Source organism: Nitrosomonas sp. ANs5 (genome assembly GCF_050584665.1).
In the GTDB taxonomy this organism is placed as follows: Bacteria; Pseudomonadota; Gammaproteobacteria; order Burkholderiales; family Nitrosomonadaceae; genus Nitrosomonas.
Map to the genome: position 1 here is coordinate 1 of NZ_JBEUDO010000043.1, position 24,692 is coordinate 24,692.

Annotated in this window: 22 protein-coding genes and 1 pseudogene; 14 read left to right on the plus strand and 9 right to left on the minus strand. The window is 52.6% G+C overall.

Annotation, left to right across the window (positions count from 1 at the left end; genetic code table 11):
• Positions 1 to 369 precede the first annotated feature (369 nt).
• Both ABTW62_RS10420 and ABTW62_RS10425 read left to right on the plus strand, forming a co-directional pair.
• Entirely contained in the window at positions 370 to 657 is a 288-nt protein-coding gene (locus ABTW62_RS10420) for a hypothetical protein (protein WP_430904516.1), read from the plus strand.
• Positions 658 to 906: 249 nt separating this feature from the next.
• Entirely contained in the window at positions 907 to 2,088 is a 1,182-nt protein-coding gene (locus ABTW62_RS10425) for an NAD(P)/FAD-dependent oxidoreductase (protein ID WP_430904517.1), read from the plus strand.
• A gap of 73 nt (positions 2,089 to 2,161) precedes the next feature.
• Here ABTW62_RS10425 and ABTW62_RS10430 read toward each other — a convergent pair whose 3' ends face one another.
• Both ABTW62_RS10430 and ABTW62_RS10435 read right to left on the minus strand, forming a co-directional pair.
• Positions 2,162 to 3,133, minus strand: a complete 972-nt coding sequence (locus tag ABTW62_RS10430) for a glutathione S-transferase family protein (protein ID WP_430904518.1) — start codon at positions 3,131 to 3,133, stop codon at positions 2,162 to 2,164.
• 22 nt (positions 3,134 to 3,155) lie between these two features.
• The gene (locus ABTW62_RS10435; protein ID WP_430904519.1) at positions 3,156 to 3,596 is read right to left on the minus strand and encodes a DoxX family protein; all 441 of its coding nucleotides are present in this window, start codon (positions 3,594 to 3,596) and stop codon (positions 3,156 to 3,158) included.
• A 103-nt stretch (positions 3,597 to 3,699) separates the two neighbouring features.
• On the opposite strand from ABTW62_RS10435, the gene ABTW62_RS10440 reads away from it, so the two are divergent.
• The 4 genes from ABTW62_RS10440 to ABTW62_RS10455 all read left to right on the plus strand — a co-directional run bounded on the left by ABTW62_RS10440 (position 3,700) and on the right by ABTW62_RS10455 (position 9,531).
• Positions 3,700 to 4,611 (plus strand): LysR substrate-binding domain-containing protein, encoded by a 912-nt coding sequence (locus ABTW62_RS10440; RefSeq protein ID WP_430904520.1) that lies wholly within the window; start codon positions 3,700 to 3,702, stop codon positions 4,609 to 4,611.
• 217 nt (positions 4,612 to 4,828) lie between these two features.
• Positions 4,829 to 6,601, plus strand: a complete 1,773-nt coding sequence (locus ABTW62_RS10445) for a hypothetical protein (RefSeq protein WP_430904521.1) — start codon at positions 4,829 to 4,831, stop codon at positions 6,599 to 6,601.
• A gap of 351 nt (positions 6,602 to 6,952) precedes the next feature.
• Entirely contained in the window at positions 6,953 to 8,440 is a 1,488-nt protein-coding gene (locus ABTW62_RS10450) for a DEAD/DEAH box helicase (RefSeq protein WP_430904522.1), read from the plus strand.
• A 170-nt stretch (positions 8,441 to 8,610) separates the two neighbouring features.
• Positions 8,611 to 9,531: a TIGR01777 family oxidoreductase gene (locus tag ABTW62_RS10455; protein WP_430904523.1), complete on the plus strand. Its 921-nt coding sequence runs from the start codon at positions 8,611 to 8,613 to the stop codon at positions 9,529 to 9,531.
• A 228-nt stretch (positions 9,532 to 9,759) separates the two neighbouring features.
• On the opposite strand, the gene ABTW62_RS10460 is transcribed toward ABTW62_RS10455, so the two are convergent.
• Both ABTW62_RS10460 and ABTW62_RS10465 read right to left on the minus strand, forming a co-directional pair.
• A complete protein-coding gene (locus ABTW62_RS10460) occupies positions 9,760 to 10,161 on the minus strand; it encodes a CBS domain-containing protein (RefSeq protein WP_430904524.1) in 402 nt (133 codons plus the stop codon).
• Complete coding sequence (locus tag ABTW62_RS10465; protein ID WP_430904525.1) at positions 10,158 to 10,568, minus strand: CBS domain-containing protein; 411 nt, start codon at positions 10,566 to 10,568, stop codon at positions 10,158 to 10,160. Before ABTW62_RS10465 ends, ABTW62_RS10460 begins: the two co-directional genes overlap by 4 nt.
• 343 nt (positions 10,569 to 10,911) lie before the next feature.
• Here ABTW62_RS10465 and acs point away from each other — a divergent pair, with 343 nt between their 5' ends.
• Positions 10,912 to 13,626, plus strand: coding sequence for an acetate--CoA ligase alpha subunit (acs, locus tag ABTW62_RS10470; RefSeq protein ID WP_430904526.1), 2,715 nt, complete (start codon positions 10,912 to 10,914; stop codon positions 13,624 to 13,626).
• A 45-nt stretch (positions 13,627 to 13,671) separates the two neighbouring features.
• Here acs and ABTW62_RS10475 read toward each other — a convergent pair whose 3' ends face one another.
• Entirely contained in the window at positions 13,672 to 13,800 is a 129-nt protein-coding gene (locus ABTW62_RS10475; RefSeq protein ID WP_430904527.1) for a DUF819 family protein, read from the minus strand.
• Between the two features lie 158 nt (positions 13,801 to 13,958).
• Positions 13,959 to 14,951, minus strand: a complete 993-nt coding sequence (locus ABTW62_RS10480; RefSeq protein WP_430904528.1) for a 2-hydroxyacid dehydrogenase — start codon at positions 14,949 to 14,951, stop codon at positions 13,959 to 13,961.
• 313 nt (positions 14,952 to 15,264) lie between these two features.
• Between ABTW62_RS10480 and ABTW62_RS10485 the strand changes: the two genes are divergently transcribed.
• Positions 15,265 to 15,987: a class I SAM-dependent methyltransferase gene (locus ABTW62_RS10485; protein ID WP_430904529.1), complete on the plus strand. Its 723-nt coding sequence runs from the start codon at positions 15,265 to 15,267 to the stop codon at positions 15,985 to 15,987.
• An 81-nt stretch (positions 15,988 to 16,068) separates the two neighbouring features.
• Here the strand turns inward: ABTW62_RS10485 and ABTW62_RS10490 are convergent, their stop codons facing one another.
• Positions 16,069 to 17,853, minus strand: coding sequence for an asparagine synthase-related protein (locus tag ABTW62_RS10490; RefSeq protein ID WP_430904530.1), 1,785 nt, complete (start codon positions 17,851 to 17,853; stop codon positions 16,069 to 16,071).
• 74 nt (positions 17,854 to 17,927) lie between these two features.
• Between ABTW62_RS10490 and ABTW62_RS10495 the strand changes: the two genes are divergently transcribed.
• The 4 genes from ABTW62_RS10495 to ABTW62_RS10510 all read left to right on the plus strand — a co-directional run bounded on the left by ABTW62_RS10495 (position 17,928) and on the right by ABTW62_RS10510 (position 21,673).
• On the plus strand, positions 17,928 to 18,314 hold the full coding sequence (locus ABTW62_RS10495) for a hypothetical protein (protein ID WP_430904531.1): 387 nt from the start codon (positions 17,928 to 17,930) through the stop codon (positions 18,312 to 18,314).
• 388 nt (positions 18,315 to 18,702) lie between these two features.
• Positions 18,703 to 19,407 carry a hypothetical protein gene (locus ABTW62_RS10500; protein WP_430904532.1) on the plus strand — a complete coding sequence of 235 codons (705 nt, stop codon included), beginning with the start codon at positions 18,703 to 18,705 and terminating at the stop codon, positions 19,405 to 19,407.
• Entirely contained in the window at positions 19,397 to 20,098 is a 702-nt protein-coding gene (locus tag ABTW62_RS10505; protein ID WP_430904533.1) for a hypothetical protein, read from the plus strand. The genes ABTW62_RS10500 and ABTW62_RS10505 overlap by 11 nt, the downstream gene beginning before the upstream one ends.
• A 12-nt stretch (positions 20,099 to 20,110) precedes the next feature.
• The gene (locus ABTW62_RS10510) at positions 20,111 to 21,673 is read left to right on the plus strand and encodes a Dyp-type peroxidase (RefSeq protein ID WP_430904534.1); all 1,563 of its coding nucleotides are present in this window, start codon (positions 20,111 to 20,113) and stop codon (positions 21,671 to 21,673) included.
• Between the two features lie 99 nt (positions 21,674 to 21,772).
• Here the strand turns inward: ABTW62_RS10510 and ABTW62_RS10515 are convergent, their stop codons facing one another.
• Positions 21,773 to 22,162, minus strand: a complete 390-nt coding sequence (locus ABTW62_RS10515) for a DUF3775 domain-containing protein (protein ID WP_430904535.1) — start codon at positions 22,160 to 22,162, stop codon at positions 21,773 to 21,775.
• A 165-nt stretch (positions 22,163 to 22,327) separates the two neighbouring features.
• On the minus strand, positions 22,328 to 22,777 hold the full coding sequence (locus ABTW62_RS10520) for a CBS domain-containing protein (protein WP_430904536.1): 450 nt from the start codon (positions 22,775 to 22,777) through the stop codon (positions 22,328 to 22,330).
• A 551-nt stretch (positions 22,778 to 23,328) separates the two neighbouring features.
• Here ABTW62_RS10520 and ABTW62_RS10525 point away from each other — a divergent pair.
• Together ABTW62_RS10525 and ABTW62_RS10530 are read left to right on the plus strand one after the other, a co-directional pair.
• Positions 23,329 to 23,949, plus strand: coding sequence for a YqhA family protein (locus ABTW62_RS10525; RefSeq protein ID WP_430904537.1), 621 nt, complete (start codon positions 23,329 to 23,331; stop codon positions 23,947 to 23,949).
• Positions 23,950 to 24,133: 184 nt separating this feature from the next.
• Positions 24,134 to 24,692: pseudogene (locus ABTW62_RS10530) on the plus strand (hypothetical protein); the annotation flags it as partial.

Below are 24,692 nucleotides of genomic sequence, written 5' to 3' on the forward strand. Positions count from 1 at the left end.
AACAGCTCACAGCCGAGGAATTGGCTGAAATTATTCACAAGCGGCATCAGAGGAGATTCAGCGCAAAGCAGTCTTCTGTCAGGCAAAATAGGGCTTTGGAATAATCTGACAAAGTAGAATTAGAGCAAAACGGTGAAATTTCAGTAGAACATAAATTCCATATACTTCCGTACAATCTTTTTTCATATTATTTGCCATAATAATCTAACCGCCAGTCATTGCCGCATTATGGTGAATATTTCATGGTTCCAAGGAATTCGGATGGCTATCGGCCAGCCAGGTGGTCATGGTTTAAAGATAGAAGGCTGTTGCAGCCATTAGCAGTCATTATCAGAAAACTAGCCAGTTAATTTTTTAGGGAAATCCTGAATGCATAAAACTGTATTATTTGCTGCCTTGATGCTTGGCGTGATCCAAACAAGCTCGGCTGACAGAGCAAAAAGTGAAACCAGGATCTATCCAGCCGATTCCATCGGTACCATCGATGCCAATAATCCTCACTTTGTCCTTCAGAAGGATGGCCGAATTTTGCCAACCGATAGTATCGGAACAAAGATTGGTGACAGTAAAAAGCAATACAGGATTATCGGAGACAGCATTCATGAAACGGATGCCATTGGTACTGTCAAGCAGGATAGCTCGCGGGGAATAAAGTAGAAATTAATGAAATTATTGGATGATCGGGAGCGGCAAATGGATTACGGTGATACGATTTCTTGCGAGCATCAGCTCGCTGATGAAGCGAAAAATTATTGATGTGGTACTGTTGCCTTTCCTGAATTCGCAGCAAATCCAGCAGCTTTTGTAATCGAACTTCTACCAATTTTTGTAGAATACCGGGTTTGTCTGGTTTTTTTGAGCACACTGCTTGCTCGCCCCATCTATTCATAACCGAAGCAATCAACCATGTCTCATTCTTTTGATGTGATCATCATTGGCGCTGGCGCGGCCGGGCTGATGTGTGCGATCGAGGCTGGCAAGCGTGGGCGGCGGGTGTGGTTGATCGATCATAGGGCCAAGATTGCTGAGAAGATCCGCATTTCCGGCGGTGGGCGCTGCAATTTCACCAACCTCCATACCCAGCCGCAGTGCTACCTCTCGCAGAATCCGCATTTCTGCAAATCAGCGCTCAGGCGCTATACGCCACAGGATTTCATTGCGCTGGTGCGCAAGCATGGCATCGCTTTTCATGAAAAGAAGCTGGGGCAGTTGTTTTGCGATGATTCTGCCAAACAGATCATTACCATGCTGTTGACGGAAGTGCGCGAGGCGGGTGTGAAGCTGGACACCCCGGTGCAGGTGCGCACCATCGAGGCGGCAGCAGGTGGCTATCGTCTCAAGACCAGCCAGGGCGAGCAGACCTGTGCTTCGCTGGTGATCGCGACCGGCGGTCTTTCGATTCCCAAGATCGGGGCGACCCCTTTTGGCTATGAGGTGGCCAAACAATTCGGACTGCATGTGATCCGGCCGCGCGAGGCGCTGGTGCCGCTGATTTTTGATGGGGCGTTGCTCGCGCGCTGTCAGGCGTTGAGCGGCCTTTCGGTCGAGGCGGATGTGCGTTTCAGGAAGCGGGTGTTCGCCGAGGGATTGCTTTTTACCCACCGGGGATTGAGCGGCCCTTCCATTTTGCAAATTTCGTCGTATTGGGAGGAAGGGGAGCCGATCGTCATCAATTTGGCGCCGGGCACGGATGTGCTTGCATGGTTAAAAGAGCAAAAACAGAGCCAGCCCAGGCTGCATATCAACAATGCATTGGCGGAGATCCTGCCCCGGCGGCTTGCCCAAAGCATTTGCGACGAACAGAACGACAGCGGGCCATTGGCCAACTTGTCCGATGCCCGGCTCGCGGCGCTGGCCAGTGCCGTTAATGACTGGCATGTTAAACCTGTTGGCACGGAAGGCTACCGGACAGCCGAAGTGACCCGGGGCGGGGTGGATACACGTGAATTGTCTTCGCAGACGATGGAGGCAAGCAAACAACCTGGCCTGTTCTTTATCGGAGAAGTGGTGGATGTCACCGGTCACCTGGGGGGATTCAATTTTCAGTGGGCCTGGTCCTCGGGTTATGTGGCCGGGCAGTATGTGTAGGCTTGTCTGATTGCTGACATGGCTGCCGGTTCTGCCTGGTGGGTGAAGATGGTTCTCAGGTTTCAGAATATTATCATGTGAACAGTTGTTCGCGGTTGTGTGGCCGGGTGTAGTCGATTTCCGGCCCTTTGGGGATGATGCGGGTCGGGTTGATGCTCGGGTGGCTGTAGTAGTAATGGGTTTTGATATGCCCGAAATCGACCGTTTCGGCGATGCCTGGCTGCTGATAGAGGTCGCGCAAGTAATTGGATAGGTGCGGATAGTCCTCGATACGCCGCTTGTTGGCCTTGAAGTGGCTGTAATAGACGGCGTCGAAGCGCAGCAGGGTGGTAAACAGGCGCCAGTCGGCTTCGGTCAGTTGGTCGTCGACCAGAAAACGGTGTTCGCCCAGAATGGCTTCGATCTCATCCAATGTCTTGAAAAGATTGTCGTAACCTTTTTCATAAGCTTGTTGGGTGGTGGCAAAGCCGGCCTTGTAGACGCCATTGTTGATGCCGTGATAGACCACTTCATTGACGGCATCGATCCTGCCGCGCAGGGTCTCGGGATAGAAATCCCGATCGTTGCGTGTGATATCGTTGAACGCGCTGTTGAGCATGCGAATGATATCGGCCGATTCGTTGCTGACAATGGTGTTGCGCTGCTTGTCCCATAACACCGGCACCGTGACCCGGCCCGTATAATCCGGCTTGACGCGGGTATACAGCTGGTGCAGGTAATGCAGTGCCGGGAAGGGGTTGTCCTGCGAAACTTCGCTGAAGACCCAGCCATGCGCCAGCATTTTGGGATCAACCACGGTTACGCCGATATGTGCCTGCAAGTTTTTCAGATTCCGGAAAATCAGGGTGCGATGCGCCCATGGACAGGCCAGCGATACAAACAGATGGTAGCGGCCCGATTCAGCCGCGAAACCGTCTTTTCCGGTCGGCCCGGCGCGCCCATCCTCGGTGATCCAGTGGCGGTATTGAGCATTTTCGCGGACGAACTCGCCATCCCGAGTTTTGTACCACTGATCATGCCACTGTCCATCGATCAAGATTCCCATGTGTTGTGTCCTCCGTAGTTGATTAAAGGGCGCTCTGGCGTTTGTGGTCGAGTGAATATTCGCCTGCGCCTTGCAATAGCAGCACCAGGCTGGCGACCAGCAATGTCAGCGCATACTCGTAGCCATTGTTGCTGAGGAAAAAGCCATTTGTCCAGTGGACAGCAAACAGTGCCACCAGCATGGTGAGGGCGGTGATCAGCGCGGCGGGGCGTGTCAGCAATCCCAGCAGTAACGCCAGCCCGCCGAAAAACTCGGCAGCACCCGCCAGCCATGCCATCCAATAACCGGGCGTGAGATTGATCGAGGCCATCCACTCGCCCGTGGCTTCAAGCCCATAGCCGCCGAACCAGCCGAACAGTTTCTGGGCGCCATGGGCAATGAAAATGCTGCCAACAGTCACGCGTAACAATAGCATGGCGAGATCGGTTTTGCCTTGAGTGTTTAAAATTTCTGATGTTTTCATATTTTATCTCCTGTTTTTATTTAAGATGTTGTCAGTATAGAGTTTTTAAAAAATTTAAAAAGCGGAATAATTCGAGAGTTATATTCAAAAAATATGAACAATTATGAGTGCGACACAAGCGATTACCCTCGATGCCCTGGTGGTGCTGGACATGATCGACCGGCGCGGTTCTTTTGCAGCTGCAGCGGAGGCATTACACCGGGTGCCATCGGCTATCAGTTACAGTGTGCAGAAACTGGAGCAGGATCTGGGCGTGATCCTGTTTGCGCGTGAGGGACGAAAATCGGTGCTGACACCGGCAGGCAGGGTTCTGCTGGAACAGGGGCGGCATATTCTGGATGCAACCAGGCAATTGGAGGAAATGACCCGGCAGGTAGACAGCGGCTGGGAATCTTCGCTTTCAATCGTGTTGGATGCTTCGCTCGGTGTCGAGCATGTTTATCCGCTATTGACCGAGTTTTTTGCACTCAAGCCGGATATCGAGATCAATTTGCATCAGGAAGTATTGAGCGGCGGCTGGGAGGCGTTGCAGGAAAACCGCGCCGACCTCGCTATCGGCCTGCCTGGCAAGCCGGCCGTTCACCGGGATTTTGTCTGCCGTCAGTATTGTCTGATGCCATGGGTATTTGCTGTCGGCCGGCAGCACCCCTTGGCCGGGCTTCGGCGCAGCCTCAAACCCGAGGAAATCGCTGATTACCGGGCGGTTGTCGCGCGCGACAGTACGCGCCATGGCGTGGCCAGCACGTATCGGTTGTTCAGCCGCCAACCAGCATTGAAAGTGCCATCAGTGCATGACAAAGTGGCCGCGCAAAAGGCTGGTCTTGGCATTGGCTATTTGCCCGTGCATTTGATTGAACAGGCGCTCGCCAGTGGCGAGCTGGTCGCGTTGCGGGTAGAGGGCGTCGAAACTCATACGCCACTTTATATGGCCTGGCGACGTGGCCGGCGAGGCAAAGCGCTACGCTGGTTTATCAATGCCCTGCAGGCTGGAATGAGCCTCCCTGCGGCGCAGTAGCGGCTAAAGCTTTTGTGGCCCCACGAACAACCCTCGGCCGGGTCGTGGCTGGCGGCTTCATGCGGCTGGAGATGATTGGTTGCTGCTGGATACGCTGGCAGGCCGGCCACAATTAGGCCTATTTCATGCGTTATTTCTGGAGTAAGGCGGGGTGCTATCCGTTGTACGATCCGATGGCAGGTTTATTTCCATACTCTCTCAACCAGAAGGAAGCGCTGTGATTTTACGTATTGGTACATATCTTGGCACCCTCATTACTATTTTTTTGAGTGGCTTGACTGCCGTTCAGGCCGATTCCTACGCGCCCACGAATATCGACGCCACTTTGTATTTCCAGGCGGCTGTCAAGGACCGTGAATACTGTTCGATGGTGGTTAAGGACGGCGAACTGGTGGCGATCAACAAACTGACTGGCAAGCCGATGAGCAATGCGGCCATGACTTGTCCGGACATGTTCTCCTGGAAGCTGTTTGCTGACGTCGTGCGGGACAGATTCTGGTCGAACTGGGCGGATGAGAACGACAATTGGCCCTCTCAGCCATATGCGTTATGCCGGGCCGGTCAGTCGCCGGACAAGAACGCCTGTTGCCAGCCCGGCGCGGCGAACAACGATCCCGAGCATTGTCCGATTTATCCCGCTACCCGCCATGCGGTCAAGCTACAGCGCCTGACCGAGGCGTTGACAGACGAGGCGCATGAAATAGCGCGTGATCCTGCCTTGCGGCGCGATACCCGTCTGCCATTCCACCATACACTCAATCCGTTGGGACGTTTGCGCATGCCCGAATCGTCCAAAGCGAACGCTGCCGAAACCGTCCTACCTGCCTGTACCGACGTGAAAATCGATGGCAAGCCCCGGAATCTGGTAGCGGAAATCGTCAAGCGCTTCAATCCAGGCGATGCTGAAAGTGTCGGACGGGTGATACGCCAGACCAATGCCGAATTGACCATCCGTAACCAGGTATTTCACGATTATCTATTCACCAACAATTTGTATAACGCCAATGGTGTCGTGGACGTGTTCCAGGCCAATCAGCAGAATCTGCAAAGCGATGCCCCTTACCATGGCGTCAACCATTCTTCACAGGGTGGCCAGTCGGGTAAGCTGTATAGCGTGGATTTGCCGCCGGACGCGATCATGATCAAGAGCAACTGGCTGCATCATGATCTGGCCGTGGCGCTGGGAATGCCGGACGATTCCAAGCAGTACATCAGCAAGGTGTTGCAGACGCAAATCGATCTGCAGGCGCTCGGGCTCAGCAAATCCCCCCAAAGCTGTCACCTGGATGGCATCCATCATCTCGTCGCTTTTCACGTGTCCTCCAAAGACATTCCCAACTGGGTTTGGACGTCCTTCGAGCATATCAGCCTGCCCGGCCGCTGTGATATCACCGGTTGCAACGATGCCTATGGTTATGCCAGCGCAGACAAGGCGCGCCCGGACGGGACGGCGGATAATTATGTCAAACCCAACCAGCGCAGCGATCGCTTGAATTCGCCGAGCATCGTGTTCAACCCGGATAAGGGCTATCCGTTGGAAACGATCCGCCCGGAATGGGATCAGTTGCTGGCTGCGCTGCATATTGGCAGCGGTGACAGCACCAGCCAGGTAGAGCCTGATCCGGAGGACGCCGCCTGGCGCAACTTCCGTCTCAAGGGCTCACAGGTAGAATTCGTCAATTCCATTGGCCAGGCGACATTGTTGGGGAATTCGATCACCGAGGCAGGGTTCATGGATGGTTCCAGTTGCATCAGCTGCCATGCCAGGGCCGGCGCGGCGGTGAATAGCGATGGCTCGGCCAATTTTCTCGCGCTCTCGGTATTCGAGCGCAGCCTGAGCGATTTTGGCTATGCCCGCAGTCATTACGGCATTCCCGATCCCTTCTGGTTCTACAACGATAACAATAGCCGCCCCAAAATGGCGGTCATGCAGACCGATTTCATCTGGGGGTTTCTCAACGCCCGTCCGCTGGTGCCTGGTAAACGATAGCGATCCAATCTCCTTGTCGTGCCATTCGGCCTGTGCAGCGATGCTGCACAGGCTTTTTCTTGTTTGTCTCCCTGTGGTTGCACTTTTTGCAGCTTGACCTTGTCTCATGCAGTGTGAGCCGAGATTGTCAATGATATCCCCGCTGATGCAAGTCAGCCGTGGTATACTCGGCGCCTCAAATGCTAGGTACGCGCCAATCAGTCAGCGTGCCGTCAGCCGGGCCGGTTACTGATTCAGCATCCTCCGCCTGATATTTCCCCCCAATAAAGCTATCAGCCTCGACTGGTTCCAGCCCTTATTTTTCAAGGCTGCATGCAAGGCTGGATGCCAGACCAGGAGTTGTTACCCCTTATGTTATTTTCAGAACTCGGCTTGTCTGCCGATATTTTGCGCGCTATTCAAGACGCAGGTTATACCACCCCCACCCCGATACAATTGCAGGCCATTCCGCTGGTGCTCGAAGGCCGTGACATGCTGGCCGGCGCGCAAACCGGAACCGGCAAAACGGCCGGGTTCACTTTGCCGCTGTTGCACCGTTTGGCAAATCGCGCCAGACCAGGGCCTTCGGCAGGCCGCCCACCGATTCGTGCCCTGGTGCTGACGCCGACGCGCGAGCTGGCCGCACAGGTGGAAGAAAGCGTGCGCACTTATGGCAAGTATCTTAAATTGAACTCAATGGTGATGTTTGGTGGTGTCAGCATCAATCCACAAATCAAGGCGCTGAAAGGCCGTGTCGATATTCTGGTGGCAACACCGGGCCGTTTGCTCGACCATGTGAGCCAGGGCACGGTGGATTTGTCGCAAATCGAAATTCTGGTGCTGGACGAAGCCGATCGCATGCTCGATATGGGCTTTATCCGCGATATCCGGCGCGTGCTTGCATTGTTGCCCAAACAACGCCAAAACCTGTTGTTTTCCGCGACCTGTTCGGATGAAATCAAAGCGTTGGCCGATGGCCTGCTGAATGCGCCCGCCTACGTGGAGGTCGCCCGGCGCAATACCACAACAGAAATGGTCTCGCAGCGGGTCTATATCGTTGACCGCGATAAAAAGCGGGATGCCTTGGTGCATTTGATTACAACACATGACTGGTCGCAGGTATTGGTGTTTACCCGGACCAAGCATGGCGCAAATGCCCTGGTTGGCAAATTGACGAAAGCGGACATTTCCGCGCTCGCGATTCATGGCAATAAAAGCCAGAATGCCAGAACCAATGCCCTGGCCGAATTCAAGGCAGGCAGTGTGCAGGTACTGGTGGCAACCGATATCGCCGCCCGTGGCCTGGATATCGACCAGCTGCCATATGTGGTGAATTACGAGCTGCCTGATGTTTCCGAAGCGTATGTGCACCGCATTGGCCGCACCGGCCGTGCCGGCGCGACAGGCGCTGCGGTCTCGCTGGTGTGTGTGGATGAATTCAAACTGCTGCAGGACATCGAGCGCTTGATCAAACGAGATATCGAACAACATGTCCTGCCCGGGTTTGAGCCGGATCGTGATGCCGAGCCACAGCCCATTCAACGGCGTAGCCCACGAGGGGGCGGCGAGAAGGTACAGGGCGGGCGCAGCCGGCCAGGGCAGGGGGAAGGTCGCGGGCGTAGTAGCGGACGAGGTCATCCGGCAGCGACTGCCAAACATGCCGCCACGCCTGCGCGCCAGCATAAGCCGGCATCGATGGCTGGCGCGCAGGCGCCGCAAACCCGCGCGCCACAGGGTGCTGCTGGCCGCGGGGAGGCTGCACCGCGCGGCAAGGTCAGCGGTCATGCCCGGCGCGGGCTGGCATCTCGTACCATGGTCAATGCCGACAGCAGGCAAAGTGCTGGCCGTAGAGAAGGCTGAGAGCCATCGCATCACGCTGAATGGGCGCAGCATCCAGATGACTGTGCAGGCCTCTGAGGGGGCAATCAGCCCATGTGACTGGCCAGCTTTCCCGGAGCATATTCCCATCTTCGTCGAATCGGCGTATCTTGTTCCGATAACCAATCGACCGGAAGGAGGCGTCACAGCGTATGAACATACTCGTCACTGGGGCAACGGGATTTATCGGACATCATTTGGTGACGCAGCTGAAACAGGCCGGCCATGCGGTCAAAGTGCTGAGCCGCGATGCTGCGCGCGCGGGCCGAAAGTTGGGTGTGCCGGCCTATGACTGGCATTATGCCGAAGAAGAGGTGCCGCCTGCAGCCTTGGAAAACGTGCAGATCATCATTCAATTGATGGGTGAGAATCTGGGCACGGGCCGCTGGACCGCGAAACGCAAGCGTGAGATGTATGAGTCCCGGATTGTCAGCACGCGAAAACTGGTCGCCGCAGCGCCTGCTAGCCTGGAACGGCTGGTTTGCGGTTCGGCCATCGGCATTTATCCGGGCACGGGAGACGAGATCTATGACGAGTCCTTTGTTGTGCCGGCCGAGGCCGGTTTCATGCAAACTCTTTGCCGTGACTGGGAGGCGGAGGCCGCCGGTATCGAAGCCAAAGGGGTGCGCCGGGTCAGCATCCGGACGGGTGTGGTACTGGGTGACGGGGGCATGCTGGACAAGCTCCTGCCGATATTCAGGCTAGGATTGGGTGGGCCGGTGGGCGATGGCCGTCAGTGGCTGCCGTGGATACATATTAATGATCTGGTTGGGGTATTTCTGGCTGCGGCCTTGGATAGCCGCTATCATGGCCCGATCAATGCGGTTGCGCCCAATCCGGTGCGCTACCGCGCATTCGCTGCTGCCTTGGGCAAGGCATTGCACCGGCCGGCCTTTTTTCCGGTACCGGCCTGGGTACTCAAGCTGCTGCTTGGTGAAGCTGCCGCACTGGCGCTGAACAGCTACCATGTCGTACCTGCCCGGCTGTTACAGGAATACGATTTCAAGTTCCAGTATGCCGACTTGCCGGCAGCGCTGGCCGATCTGGTTGGACAGGATAAGTCCGGCACGTAAGTGCCAGACTTGTCTGGTGTGGAAAAAGCTCAAGGCATTCAGGGTGAGCGAGTGATGTCTATCCGCTAGGAGGCTGTCCGAGAATAGACTGATCTACTGCGGACGAGCCTGATTGGCCGGATTTTACGATCCTTTTCGTTAAATAGAACGACTATTCGCCTCAAATGATCGAAAAATCCAACTCAACCAGCCTCGCCCTCGCTACGATCGCTATTCTCGGACAGCCTTCTAGGCGGTTTGTGCGCCCAAGTCTCTTCGCATGACATGGCGCAGCAGGTCGGTCGAAGTGAGAATGCCCCAGGGTTGATCGCCTTCGGCCCGCACGATAAGGCTGTTGATTTTATGGTTCAACATTTCCTGAATTGCTGCGCCAATATCGGCGGAAGGCTCGATGACGTAAGGTTCGTCGGTCATGAGATCCTTGACCCGTTGCTCGTTTTGGCCATCTTTCGAACCCTGGCGGGCCATCAAGAGATCTCGGTCGCTGAGCACGCCGACCAGTTTGCCGCCATTGAGTACTGGCAGATGGCGGCAGCCATATTCCTTCATCATTGCCTGTGCTTTTTCAATTGAAATATCAAAACCTATGGTTTTAGGCATGGGGGTCATGAGCGCCCGAACCTTTGTCATTTTTCACCTCGCATAATTTTAATCAGGGCATGCAGTGCATCGGTGACTGTGAAAATGCCCAGCAGTTCACCCTTGTCATCATTCACCAGCACGCTACCTATCTTTTTCTCGGCCATTTCCAGCGCGACTTTCTGAAGGGGGGTCGCGCAGTGGAAAGTTGCCACCTCCAGTGTCATGAGATCGGCAGCCTTTATCAGGTTTTTCTCGTTGAGATTCAGGGCCGCAGCCATCCTCAAATCGCGATCACTCACTATGCCAACCACTTTTCCGGCGGAGACGATGGGAAGATGGCGCACATGATGCTGTTGCATCAGTGCTTTCATATCATCGATCGAGTTATCCTCGCGCGCGGTCACCGGATGGGGTGTGGTGTACACTTCGACTGGAATTTCCAGTTTAGTTTTCATAAGAGCCTCCTGAGCTCAGCCAATTGAACTGATTTATACCAGAACACAGGGGGCTAAGGAAGGCTAACCTGCTCTTGCCGATTTTACAATATCGCAAGGGCTTGGCTTTGTGCCGTGATTTGAAAGGGTTGCATCAGCCTGGGGCGATTGTGACAGAACGGCCGGTGCAGGGTTGTGGTGAGGTTTAAGTGACCACCCTTGTCTACCGGCAATAAAAGTCTTATTGTTGTGACATCTGTACATCCCGCTAAATGCGTGTAAGGTGTATTGCATGCACCCCCCTGAAACTGATAGCAGTTCAGAGACATGTCATTCATTGTAATCTGCTCAACCATAGACTATTGTGAAAAAACAACTGGATAGCATATTCAAACCGAAAGTGATTGCCTTTATCGGTGCCTCCGAGAAAGAAGGTTCCGTGGGCGCGGCCATGATGAACAACCTGTTCAACGGTGGTTTCAAGGGCAAGATCTATCCTGTCAATCCAAAGCGCAAGACGGTTCTGGGCGTTCCTGCCCATAAGAATATCAAGAAGTTGCCCGAGCAGGCGGACTTGGCCATCATCGCCACGCCTGCGCATACTGTCCCGCAGGTTGTGGAAGAATGCGGAGAAGCTGGTGTAGGAGGACTTCTGATTATCACGGCCGGTTTCAAGGAAGCCGGCGAAGCTGGTCAGCAGATGCTGGCGCAGATTCTCGCCTCCTGCCAGAAGTATGGCATGCGTATTATTGGACCCAATTGTCTCGGTTTTATCAGCTCGGAGCTCGGCATCAATGCCAGCTTTGCCAACAAAATGGCGGGCAAGGGCAACATCGCGTTCATTTCCCAGAGCGGTGCCTTGTGCACATCGATTCTTGACTGGGCGCAGGATCAGAACGTGGGCTTCAGTCATTTTGTTTCCATCGGTTCGATGGTGGATGTGGGATTTGCGGAATTGATCGACTATTTCGGGATGGATAAAGCTACTTCTTCCATCCTGATTTATATGGAAACCCTCAAGGATGCGCGCAAATTCATGAGTGCTGCACGCGCTTTTGCCCGTTCCAAACCGATTATTATCCTCAAGGCCGGCAAGAGCAAGGAAGGCGGCAAGGCGACCCTGTCGCACACTGGATCGATTGCCGGCAACGATGCAGTGTTCGATGCCGCTTTTCAACGTGCCGGCGTCATCCGGGTGGATACCATTGCTCAGTTGTTTAACTGCGCCCAGGCGCTGGCCATGCAGCCGCGTCCCAAGGGCAATCGGCTGGCGATTGTGACCAATGCAGGCGGTCCGGGTGTGCTGTCGACCGATTATCTCATTACCCGGGGCGGCCGCCTGGCGCAGCTGTCGGAAAAGACCATGCAGCGGCTCGACGAATGCCTGTCGCCGAGCTGGAGCCATGGCAATCCGGTCGATGTGCTCGGGGATGCGGATGCCGAAACTTACCACAAAGCGCTGGACAGCTGTCTGGCGGATAGCCATGTTGATGGCGTTCTGGCCATATTGACCACGCAGGCGGTCACCCATCCTGTCGATACGGCGCGTGCGGCGGTGAAGGTCGCCGCCAACTATCACAAACCGGTGCTGGCCGTGTGGATGGGCGAGAGCGATGTGGCCGAGGCGCGGCAGGTGCTGGAAGCCGGCAAGATTCCCAACTATCGCTATCCCGAGAGTGCGGTGGATGTCTTCCTGAAAATGTGGCTCTACTCGCGCAATCTGGAATTGCTCTACGAGACCCCGGAGGAGGCGCCACAGCAGTTCACGCCACGCAAGGATGCTGCCTGGCGCCTCATTCGCCAGGCATTGTCGGAGGGACGCAAGCATCTCACCGAGAATGAAGCCAAGGCGCTGCTGGCATGTTATGCCATTCCCACCGGGGCCGGCAAGCTGGCCGCTTCCGAGGAAGAGGCCGCCGAGTTTGCGGCCCGGATTGGCTTTCCGGTTGCAATGAAAATTGTTTCGCCCGATGTGTTGCATAAAACCGATGTCGGCGGGGTGAAACTCAACATCCCGGACCGGGCCGCTGCCAAGGCAGCCTACCAGGCGCTGATGGCGTCCGTGCTGGAGCGTATGCCTGAGGCCGTTATTCACGGTGTGCTGATCGAGGCCATGGTGAAGAAGCCTTTTGAATTACTGATAGGCGCTAAAAAGGATCCTATTTTCGGGCCGGTGATCGCATTCGGCAGCGGCGGTGTGGCGGTCGAAGTATTGCGCGACACCCAGCTTGGCTTGCCGCCGCTCAATATGCGTCTGGCTTATCGTATCATCGAGGGGGTTCGTATTTTTCCGCTGCTCAGGGGCTATCGCAACCTGCCGGGAGTGGATCTGGAGGATCTCGCCTTTACGCTTACCAAGTTTTCGCATCTGCTGGTCGATTTCCCGGAGATCAGGGAAGTGGATATCAACCCCTATGTCGCCGATCATGAATCCGGCATTGCGCTTGATGCCCGGGTGGTGCTGGATGCCTTCCAGCCCCGGCGCAGGGGACATCCGCACGACCATCTGGTCATCTCGCCCTATCCTGGCAAATATACCAAGTTTATCAAGCTGAGAAATGGCATGGATGCTGTCCTGCGTCCGATCCGGCCGGAGGATGAACCGCTGGAAACCCGGATGTTCGAAAACTTGTCCGATGAAAGCATCACTTTTCGTTTCTTCGGCTATGTGCCTCGGGTTGATCACAATTTTCTGACCCGTTTTACGCATATCGATTACGACCGTGAAATGGCGATCGTGGCTGAAATTCAACAGGATAACCAGAAGCACATGGCCGGTGTGGTGCGCATCATCGCGGATGCCTGGGGCGAAAGTGCCGAATATGCCATCGTGGTCGCGGACCAATGGCAGGGATTGGAAATCGGCAGCAACATGACCGACTATATTCTGGAGATCGCGCGTGACAAAGGCATCGCCAGAATCTATGCCACCATGCTGGCGAACAACCAGCGTATGATCCATATGCTTGAAAAGCGGGGTTTCAAAATGACCCGAGAGGATCGCGAAACTTTCCATGCAGAGCTGGATCTGGAAAATGCCATGCCTTTTGCTGCCGAACTGCCTTTCCAGCCGATATGAGGCGGCTGTCTCCTGTGTCTTGATTCAGCTGTTCAGGCATTACTATTACCCGCCCCACCACTGATAGACCGCAGTGCCAGTAAATGTCCCCGGTGCGTAACCGAATATTCCGGCCAGCACGCCGGGCATGATCAGGTCATGCCATCCCTTGGCCGCTGCCAGCAACGTGATCAAGGCGTAGCGCCAACCAGGCGTGGCCAGCCAAGTTCCAAGCCGGTAGCAATGACAGCAGCGTGAGGTAGGGCGCGCTGAACAGGTTGTCGGTGACGGTCAATGCTGTCGGCATGTTTCCTGGGTCATGGCGTTGACGTCAGGCTGTCACAACATGATGCTTACTTGCGTGCCGTGGATGCGCCGAGCGCATCCGTGATTTGATTGAAGGGCTTGTCCTGCAGGAAGTTGCGAATGTTGTCGGCGAGCAGATCGAGTAGGCGCTGTCTGGATTCTCTGCTGGCCCAGGCGGTATGTGGGGTGATAATCAGGTTGGGCTGTGGGTAGTCCAGCAGAATATTGCCATGAACCGGCGGCTCCTCTTGCAACACATCGACGCCTGCGCCGGCAATGTGGTTGGCCGACAGGCATTGCAGCAGGTCGGCTTCATTCACCAGGCCGCCGCGCGCGGTATTGATCAGATAGGCGGTGGGCTTCATCAGCCCTAACTCCCTGCGGCCGATCAGGTCAATGGTTTCCTCGGAAAGTGGACAGTGCAGGCTAATGAAATCCGACTGGCTGAGGACTGCATCAAAGGCCAGCCGCCCGGGCCGGGCAAGGGCGACGGGGGTGTTTTTATGTTCGGCAATCAGTAATTGCATGCCGAATGCCTGCGCGACCTTGCCGACGGCTTTGCCCAGTTCGCCGTATCCGATAATGCCGAGCCGCTTGTCTGTCAACTCTTCTATTCCGAAGTCCAGCGGACAAAAAAAAGGGCTGGTTTGCCAGCCACCATTTCTTACCAACTGCTGATATTCCACAAAGCGGCGGGTAAGGTTCAGCATGAGCATGAAAACATGCTGCACCACAGAAGGGGTGGCATAGCCCCGCACATTACATACCGGAATATTGCACTCGGCGGCTGCCGCCAGATCGACATTGTTATAGCCGGTGGCGGCCACACAAATCAGCTTCAGACGGTTAGCGGCAAGAATGGCGGGGCGGTCCAGCATGGTCTTGTTGCTGATAACGATTTCCGCATGCTTGATCCGCTCTGCGACCTGCGCCTGGCTGGTCTCGTCGTGGAATTGCCAGGGGGAGATGGCCTGTTCCAGTGTGGCCAAATCAAGATCGCCACGGGTGACGGAACTGAAATCAAGAAAAACCGCGCGCATAGATGGTTGTAAACATGAGTGGAGAATTGTGCTGTAGAAAGCAATGTATGAAAAGCGCAAGGCATTGTCAAACATGTTGTTGATCATGTCTGATTGCATGGTTATTTTGAGTACCTAAATCGTCATATTTTGGGCTGTCAAAGGCAGGTTGATGATTCTGGCACAGGAGGGGTAGCAGGGAATTAGGATCTGGAAAATATCGACGGCGCTTGTCTTAAGTTGTAAGATACTAATTTGTAAATTAAGTGCAACCTGTATTAATAAAACAAATATGGGTTAGTTCTAAAAAAGTATATAACTGCAGAGTGATGACATGATTCCATGGCGTGTGAAGTCTTTTTTTTCCGAGAATTTTCCACTTGGTTACCACCTACTGGTCAATTTGCGTAATCAGCATAAATCGGAAGAATATTGGGATAATGCCTTTGACCAGAGTTGGCAATCCGGCAACCGTGACTGGCCAACTAAAAATAGATTAATAAAAGCTTTGACATCCCCAACGGATCGGATACTGGATGTTGGCTCTGGGACAGGCTCACTTCTGAGGTATCTAAAAGAGAATGGCTATGCACACTTGGAGGGGCTCGATATTTCCAAGCGCGCTGTCGAGGTTCTCGGTAAACATGGCATCACGATGCATCATGCGGTATTGCCTGATCTTCCTCTATTTGACCAACAATACGATGTGGTCATTGCATCCCAAGTGCTTGAGCACATTATACGGCGTCAAAAATTTTTAAGCAGTTTGCAGAAAATCCTTAAACCATCTGGATCATTGATAATTTTTGTTCCTGACAACTGCCTGGGGCCGATAGATGAGCCTAGTCACGTTGTTAAGTTTAATAAAAATAGCCTCATGAAGGAACTTTCCACTTGCTTCCATTCGGTATTCATTGAAAGTATGAAAGATGATAACTTTGAGATTCCCATCTTGTTTGCATATGCTCAGAACAATACCCAGAGATATACTCACGATGAGCTGGTAAACATACTTTCCCAAGTTACTCATCAACGGCGAGCTGATAACTCGATATAAGCAATGGCAATTTCAACGGATTGATATCACCATTTATTGACCATCATGAGGTTAAAACCACCGGCTTTAGCCGGTGGTTGTTTAGTTTGGCTTGTTGATTGAATCAGCTCTTGACCAGTAGCGATGTAACACCGAAGGGGCATGCACCCAATATGAGCGGTCGGCTTTACCCAGTCTCATTAACAACATAAATAAGCGCATATACCCAATATTAAGGTACTTTTTAGAGAACCCGGGTTCGTTAAGCAAAATCTTGGCCTTTTGCAAAGCAGCATACCTTCTTTTTTTAATCTGTTCAGAAGATATTTTTTTATCCCATTGGTAACTTAACCCATCTGGTTGAGGAAGTAAGCAGGGTATATGGTTTGGGTATGCCTGCCACGGCACTTCCAAAACGCCCAAATTCCGCGGAAAGCACTTTAGCCACTCCAAATAAAAATTGTGGTACAAGAATGAATCTGTTGGGTGTCGAACTATTTCTTCTATAAAATCAGTGTCATAAAAAGGCTCTTCAAATTCAATACGCGTTAAATCCATATTCTCAAAATGATTGAACATATGTCGGCGCTGGTCATTAAGCAAGAGAAACAGGTAAAAAATACGGCTCGGATCTGCTGGTTGAATCGACTCGATTTCCGCTTGTATACCCTTTTCGATTAACGCGATAAACGTGCTTCCAAAACTCGAGTTGAAAAGCTTTGTAGAAGTGCTCCATTGGTTATACGTCATGAATAATGTGACAGCTTTTTTAAAATCATGTGCACACGCGGCTTGAATGATATCTGTATTCAGGTAGACATGCCCTAGGCCAACACTGCCCCCATCGCCTGACCAAACCACGCTCGGACGTTGCGGACCATGATCAAGAAACTCGGCCGAGTTCAACCATTCTCGTACCGAAGCTTTGCCGTAGGGATCTCCCTTGACGAGGGGGCGGAATTGAAGATGAGAAAAATGAGCCACACCGATTCGCTTGGCGGCAAGCTGGCTAAATACAAAATCTTGACTACCAGGGGTGCTAAAATTTGCGGAAAATACGTTCGTGCCCGAAGCTTGCAACGCTGCGACCACTGCACGTGAATCTAAGCCACCACTTAGAAAGGCAGCCACTGCTTTCTGTTTTCGCAATCGAATCCTAATGGCATCCATGAATATTCTGTAAAGCCGTTCAGGTAGTTTTTCATCCGGAATTGCCTTGAATTTTGTCGATTCTGGCAAGTTATCCCAACGCCAATATCGCTGGCGCTTAAATTCATTTATGCCGCAACTCCAAACTTCTCCGGCATGAAGTGTGTAAATATTTTCATAAGGCGAACGATCTGAAAGCGGATAACCAAAGCAAGCTATCTCCGCTACACCCTGAGGATCTACTGCTTTTCTAAACAAGGAGATTGCTTCCAGTATTCGTAATGCAGTGGAAAAAATAATGTAATCGGCTAACACCCAAATATAAATTGGCCTCACGCCGAGCTTGTCAGTCAGCAAATGTAATTTCTGGCGAGTTTTCTCGTAGGCAAGCGCGCAGTAGATTCCCCGACATAAACGTAAAATATCCTGTTTCCCGGTCGCTAAATCACCTGCAATCATCTGCAAGCTTTCTTTTCGTGACAAAGGTGCTGCATCATTCCCGTTCTGCAGTATGGGATCGCCAGCAATGAATGCAGTAATATCAGCATTAGAAAATTCGCCTGATTCACCCAGTGCTCCGATATCAGTCTTCAAGAGGCAGACCCTGTCGTCAACATATTCCTGCACGTTGCTTACATCGTCAGGGTGGCGAGAAATGGAAAATCTCAATTCATTGATAAGCTCGGCAGGTATAGATTGACCAGGTCGACGCAAAAAGACGCCTGCAAAAATCGTCATCAGATTCTCTCTAGTAATTAAAAAATTTTGTGAATATTCTGGAATATTAGAAGCTGTTTGAAAATTTCCGTTTTATGCTCATCCTCGTCTTTAACGCTATATCCATTGGGGCTTTCCCAAAAACAAACATCGGCTTGCTAGAAACGCTATTTATCGGTTTGATGAACAAATCTCTCCCAGTCGGCGGTTTAGCATCATGCCTTGATCTGATCTCAAGAAATCAATTCAACGCTGGTATTTTGCACCGGTTCTTCTTGCTGCCAGTGACAGCTATTGTCGCTGTTTGTCAGAACAGCATTAATATTGTTTCTTTGCTGAAACTAGGGCTTGGGAAATCCTATTTTGCCAGAAAGAAAAAGCTTGTTTTCTCGACTGCAGCTATTCCCTCTGTATATGGGAAGGTATTTATTCCCAGGATGCAAATTCAAAAATTTCACTTTATTTTTAATCAGATACCCTGACAGGCTCGTCCGCAGTAAACGTAGAACGTAGTATTGCTATTACCTTTGGTCTGCAAATTAACCGGTAAGTATAAAGCCATTGACCATTGCGCGTAAGAGTGAATAAGCAAGGCTAAAGCAGCGATATTGATTTGATTGGCTGGCGCTTGGCCGCCCTAGAATCAGGCGATGCTCAATTGAATGGTTATTCAATGTCTCGTTGAATAAGACCTATCCACCTGCTTAAGCCAATAGTTGCTGGGTTCGAATTCATGAATCGGTCATTACGTATGCATAAGAAATGAACCGTTGTCATTAATCGGCTAGCATGGCAAAGCTCGAAATCATTTCCGCATTTGCAAAGCGTTTGCATGTTTTTGTGTCTTTCACTTTTTTATAGGGAATAAGCATGTCGAATATTGCCGGCAAAGCCTATGCCATGAACGTGATCACGCCGATCCGCTGGACAACCGCGTGGCTGAACAAGTTGATCTTTTGGGTTGCCTTGAAGAAGCCTTCAACCTTGCGGGGTTTGATTACATTGTCGTTGATTCACTATGCGCGCTGGGTCATTATCGGCAAGAACCAGTTTCCGCACCTTGATTCCAGTCAGCCCAAAGAAAAACTGCATTATTCCTACATGCTGTTCTTCAGCAATTTTAATGGCAGCTGGGACCAATATGTCGATTCGTTCACGTTTGCGATTCCAGGCGGGCTGGATTTGTTCTGGAAGTGGAATATCCGCTACCCCAAATCCGTCGCATTGACGCCATTTCATCATTACATCCGCTATAACCAGATAGAAACCATTCATTACTACAATGCTTATCCGCTGGCGACCTCCAACGATGTCAAAAGCGCCAAAGCGGTCAAGGATGCGCTGATCCAGTTTCAGTGTCAGTCAGCGGACGATGAAAGTGACGATAATTTTTTGCAGCGTTACAACGCGCTGCTGCGGGGCTTGCAGCATGATCTGGGCGCCATGCATCCGACCCCGATTGTCAGCATGTCTGCCTATCAGGTGGAACGCCGCAAGCGTTGGCATGATGGCAGTCTGCAGAAGGAAATCGCCGCTCAACAAGCTGCGCAGGGAGGGCAAAATCATGACAGGTAATATCAGTGGCAATGCTTACGCGCTCACTATTCTCTCGCCGATCAAGGATGGCTATACGCCGGACGAGATCGCCTATGCGGATTTGATCCGCGACCGGCTGCAGGGCTGGAACATGGAACATAACAGCCCGATGGCAAAGGTGCCACAAACCTATCTGTGCCGTTTCTTTGTGCTGGATGACGTGTATACCGAATCCTTGCCGGGCGCGGGTTTCCTGGATACATTGACCGATTTGTTGCCGGTGGTGCCGGACCGGACCCGGCGCAATGCCTTACCCAAGGAAGATCATTTGCAGTCACGCTATCTGGTGTTTTCATGCAACTTCCATGGGGGGGCAGGCGGCGATCTGGAGGGCTATCTGCGCGGTATGTGGGAGGCCATTGGCGACCGGATCCGTGAAATCTGGGGTTATTGCTATGGCTTTGAGCAGGTCACTGATGCCGATACTTTCATCACCTACATGAAGAAGTGTCAGTTGCCAGCGGCGCTATTTTTCAATGGCTCCAACGATGAGCCGCTGGAAGAGCAATTGAAGGCGCTTTATCTGAAACAGGAATTGGCCAAGTTTGCAGCTGAAAATCAGGGCTTGGATGCTGCAACCCTGCGGCGTAATTTTCAGGCCTTCATGCAACGTGTGGCGCCGACCAATTTGGCCGAGCCAACCTGGCTGGCCGGAAAATACAGAATATAGTGGGGTGAGAGAGTGACTCAGAAACTGGACTTGCTTGATATACAAGGTAATATTATTCGGGCCTACGGCCGTTTCGGTTACCCGATGGCGCGTTATGTGTTTTTCAATATTCGTCATTCTGCACGTGCCCGTGAGTTTGTCGGTACTGTGACCGAGCGGGTGACAACGGCCGTTGAATGGGGGGAGGGCCAGGGGCAGATCAAACAACCGGATTGGACAGTCAATATCGCCTTCGCCTATCAAGGGCTCAAGCAGCTGGAATTGCCACGAGCTTCATTGAGCGGCTTTTCCCCGGAGTTTATTTCGGGCATGAAGGATCGTCGCGATATTCTTGGCGATGACGGGCCGAGTTCGCCGGAAAATTGGGATCCCATCTGGGCCGAGAATCGTAAAAACCGGGACAGGGATGTACATATTTTCATCGCGCTCAATGCCCGCTCTCCAGCCTTGTTGGAAGAGGGGTATGCCTGGTTGACCGGTGTGGCCAAGCAATACCGAGACGCCGTGGCGATTTTGAACGGGCACCGGGGTGAGCATGGCGCATTGTATGATTATCAGGATGTCAAGGCGGTGATGGAAAATGGCCAGCCTACCGCCAAAGAGCATTTCGGTTATACCGATGGTATCGGTGACCCGGTCTTTGAGGGTGCGCCCAATTACGATTTGAACGTCCGGGGGCGTGGCAAGCAACTGGAGGACGGCAGCTGGGCGCCGCTGGCTACCGGCGAATTTCTGCTGGGCCATATCGATGAAGCCAGGGAATATCCGCCGGCACCAGAGCCGATATTGCTGTCGCGTAACGGGACTTATATGGTGTATCGCAAGCTGCATGAGAATGTCGCGACTTTTGACGCCTATCTGGATGAGCAGGGCAGAAAATACCCGGGGGGTAAGGAGTTGCTCGCTGCCAAATTCGTTGGCCGCTGGCGTGACAATGGCGCACCGTTGGTCAAAGCGCCCGATGCTGAAAGCAAGCAAAAATTCGATGCCGAATTTGCAGCGGCGGATCAGGCTGGCAAGGACAAGCTGCTGTCCGATTTTACGTTTGATGACGACATGAGCGGCGCCAAGTGTCCGTTCAGTTCACATATTCGCCGGATCAATCCCCGTGCTTCATTGCAGATGGCCAAGGGGAGCAAGCCCGGTTCCATGATTTTCAACAAAGATGCGTTCGATACACCGGGCGCGTTGTCCAATCGTCGTCGTATATTGCGCCGCGGCTTGCCTTATGGTGAAGTGAAAGACCGTTCGCGGAATGATGGGAATCACGGTATCGTCATCATGATGCTCAACTCGGATATCAATCGCCAATTCGAGTTTGTGCAGCAGGAATGGATCAATTATGGCAATGATTTTCAGGAAGGGAGCGATAAGGAAATCCTGCTGGGCAACCATAGTGCCGATGATAAATTTCCGAGCAAGGCGGTGCTGCAAGTCGATCCCAGCAGCGATCAGGCACCCTATATTCTGAGCAAAATTCCACGTTTTATCGAGACAAGGGGCGGGGAGTACTTTTTTGTACCGAGTCTGACCGCACTGAGAATGATTGCCCAGGGTGTAGTGGATCCTACCTGATTGTGGACTTTCCGGGAAACGCTGTTCGATGCTGTCCGGTGCAAGGTGCATGGCGCTGTCATGGCTGCACCGTTTCCTGGTTGAGCACGCGCGGGCGGCTCATTCCTCGCAGTCATAGCCCAGCATGATTAGGCCTTCCAGCAGGTGTTCGGCCAGGTGCGGATGTGCAAAGAGGTATTCGGTGGTGTTTTCGTTCCAGGCATCCTGTGCGGCTCCGACCGCTTCCTGCCACTCGTCAACTTCGTAATCTCCCCGCCCCATCCACATTAGTGCGACAATTTGCGCCTGTTGATCCGGCTCCAGATCCGCGATATTGGTGCGCGCTTCTTGGAATGTCAGGTCATCAGTGTGGTCGGCCAGAATCTGCATCGCCCAGTCATCGTCGCTCGGGCTGATCGGATCGTCCGGGATAACCACCTGTTCCTTGGCATGGAACTGGCGGGCTTTGTTGATAATAATGCAAACGGTCTCGGGGTTGATGTCCAGCATGGCTTTCTCCTGCACATTCTTTGAGAAGTTATCCGGGAATCTGCTCTGTCAGATGGCGGAATGCGTTTCACGTCCCATGCTACTGTCTACCGCCCCTTTCGCTTCACTGAAAACAGTTCGGAGATGTTGATCGATCCGGCCGTTTGGAGATTTGTCGGTAGAGCGTTAGCGGCGGGTATTGGATTCTTTGCGTTGTTCGAGCGCTATCAGTTTGCTAAGCGCATCCAATTCCTCTGACAGTAACGCCAGCAGGTCATCCAGCGTGACGATCCCTGCCAGCTTGCCATCCTTGTCTACCACTGGCAGGCGGCGTACGCCTTTGGCCCGCATAAATTGCAGTGCCTCGAAGATACCGGCATTTTCCTGAATGGTGACAAGATCGGGTGCCATGATGTCTCCAACCGTAATCGTGCTGGGATCAAGTTCCGGGGCGATGATCTCCACGACCAGATCACGGTCAGTCACGATACCAACCGGTACGCGATGGCTGTCATCTTCGCTGACCACCAGCACATTGCCAACATGATGCTGTCGCATCAATTTGGCAGCTTCCAATACGGTTTCCTTGGGTTTTATGACGACGACTTCACGCCTGCAGATTTCACCGATAGCCATGATTGAATCCTCCTTGACATGGTTGGTTCATGGAATGGAGCAGAATCCATGGCATTTTCACCAATTGATTGCACAGATCGCCTGTTGCGATGTTGCATCGGAGCCTTGCGTCTTCTGTGCCGAATCGAGATTCACTCATGACAATCTAACCAAAAATCATGGGCAGTAAAATACGTGTGGACGCGTAAGGGGCTGGCCAGGAAATACTGGTTGATGGCTGCCGGTAGATTTACCTTGGTGCTATTGGCATGCGAATCTTGCGCAAAAAGTTGCTGTGGCCATATAAAATACCCGGCTATTTTAGCTGGGAATTATGGCAGGTGGCGTCACGTGGGCTTCGGGCCGCGCATGATGCTTAGCTTTCCTGCAAATTTTGCTACTTCCCGTTGGCTATGTGTTGCACGATATGATTCCGAAAAAAACCAGACATGGCCGGGCCATTCCATGTTGTTGTGCCTTGTCCTGCACACCCTGGGCTGCCAGTGCTGCATACTGCCCGGCAGCAGCTTTCAGATTAAAAATTTTAACGATTGACGATAAGCTATAAATCTATGGGAATTAAATATAATCAAGAGGTTGTCGCCAGAAGATCCATTCCGCGCGTGGCCTATTTTCTTTTTCTGACGCGTTGGTTGCAATTGCCGTTATATCTTGGGCTTGTCCTCGCGCAGTGTATTTATGTCTATCATTTTTGGGTTGAATTGGTTGATTTACTTGGCGCCTTGATGGGCAATCCGATATCGCTTGAGCATATACTCGACTCGGTGACGATCAGGGATAGCGCCAGGCCGGCCACATTGACTGAAACAGCCATTATGTTGGTCGTGCTGGGTCTGATCGACGTGGTGATGATCTCTAATCTGCTTATTATGGTGATAATCGGTGGGTACGAAACTTTTGTTTCACGGATGCATCTGGAAGGTCATCCCGATCAACCGGAGTGGTTGTCGCATGTGAATGCCTCAGTGTTAAAGGTCAAGCTTGCCACGGCGATTATCGGTATCTCGTCTATTCATTTATTGAAGACCTTTATCAATGCCAGTGCCTATGATGAAAAGACGATATTTGCCCAGACGGGCATTCACCTGGTTTTTCTGCTGTCTGCCATTGCGATCGCGTATAGTGATCGTATCATGGCGCATGGTCCTGTCCGGCCGGCAGACCATAAATAGGCTGAAGCACGCGCCACAATCCAATATGTATTCGGTGGCAGCAATCCGCGTGCATCGGGTGCGTGTGCGCACCCCAGACAAATATAGAAGAACCGGCCTGATTTGATGCGCAGATCCAATCCAAACTTCGCTGACCAAAATATCATATCCAGCCGAGAATCATGGACTGCCCGCTTATCGATGGATGCGTCTGCTGTGGTGTGTGCTGTTCGTATTGATATTAACTGGCTGTTTGTCACCCATATCGCTCAATCGAGCGGTTATTGCCTATGACGATGCGGTGGTCAGTGCTGAATCGAAACAGCTGTTGATCAATATCGCTCGCGCTCAGCATCATCAACCTGTGCATTTCACGCGGGTGTCGAATATTGCGGCCACTTTTGATTTCAGTGTCAATGCAGGTGCCACGCCTGCATTGACTGGAGATTCAGGGGGAATGCTGCTGCCATTGTTTGGTGGGAGCGTCTCAGAGAACCCGACATTCAGCATCATCCCCATAGAAGGCGAGGAGTTTATGAGACGGTTGTTGACACCGTTTCATCAAGGCAAGCTCATGCTGCTGTTGCGCCAACATTTCAATATCGATCTCTTGTTGCGGATGATGGCGCAGGAAGTGCGGTTGCAGCACGCAATCAAGCCAAAGGCCAGACGGCATCATCAAGACGGCGGTGAGGGGCGTGGTCATGGGCACCGCGGCAAGCGAGCTGCCGGGCCCCGGCGTGCCGATTTTACCGACGAGCAGG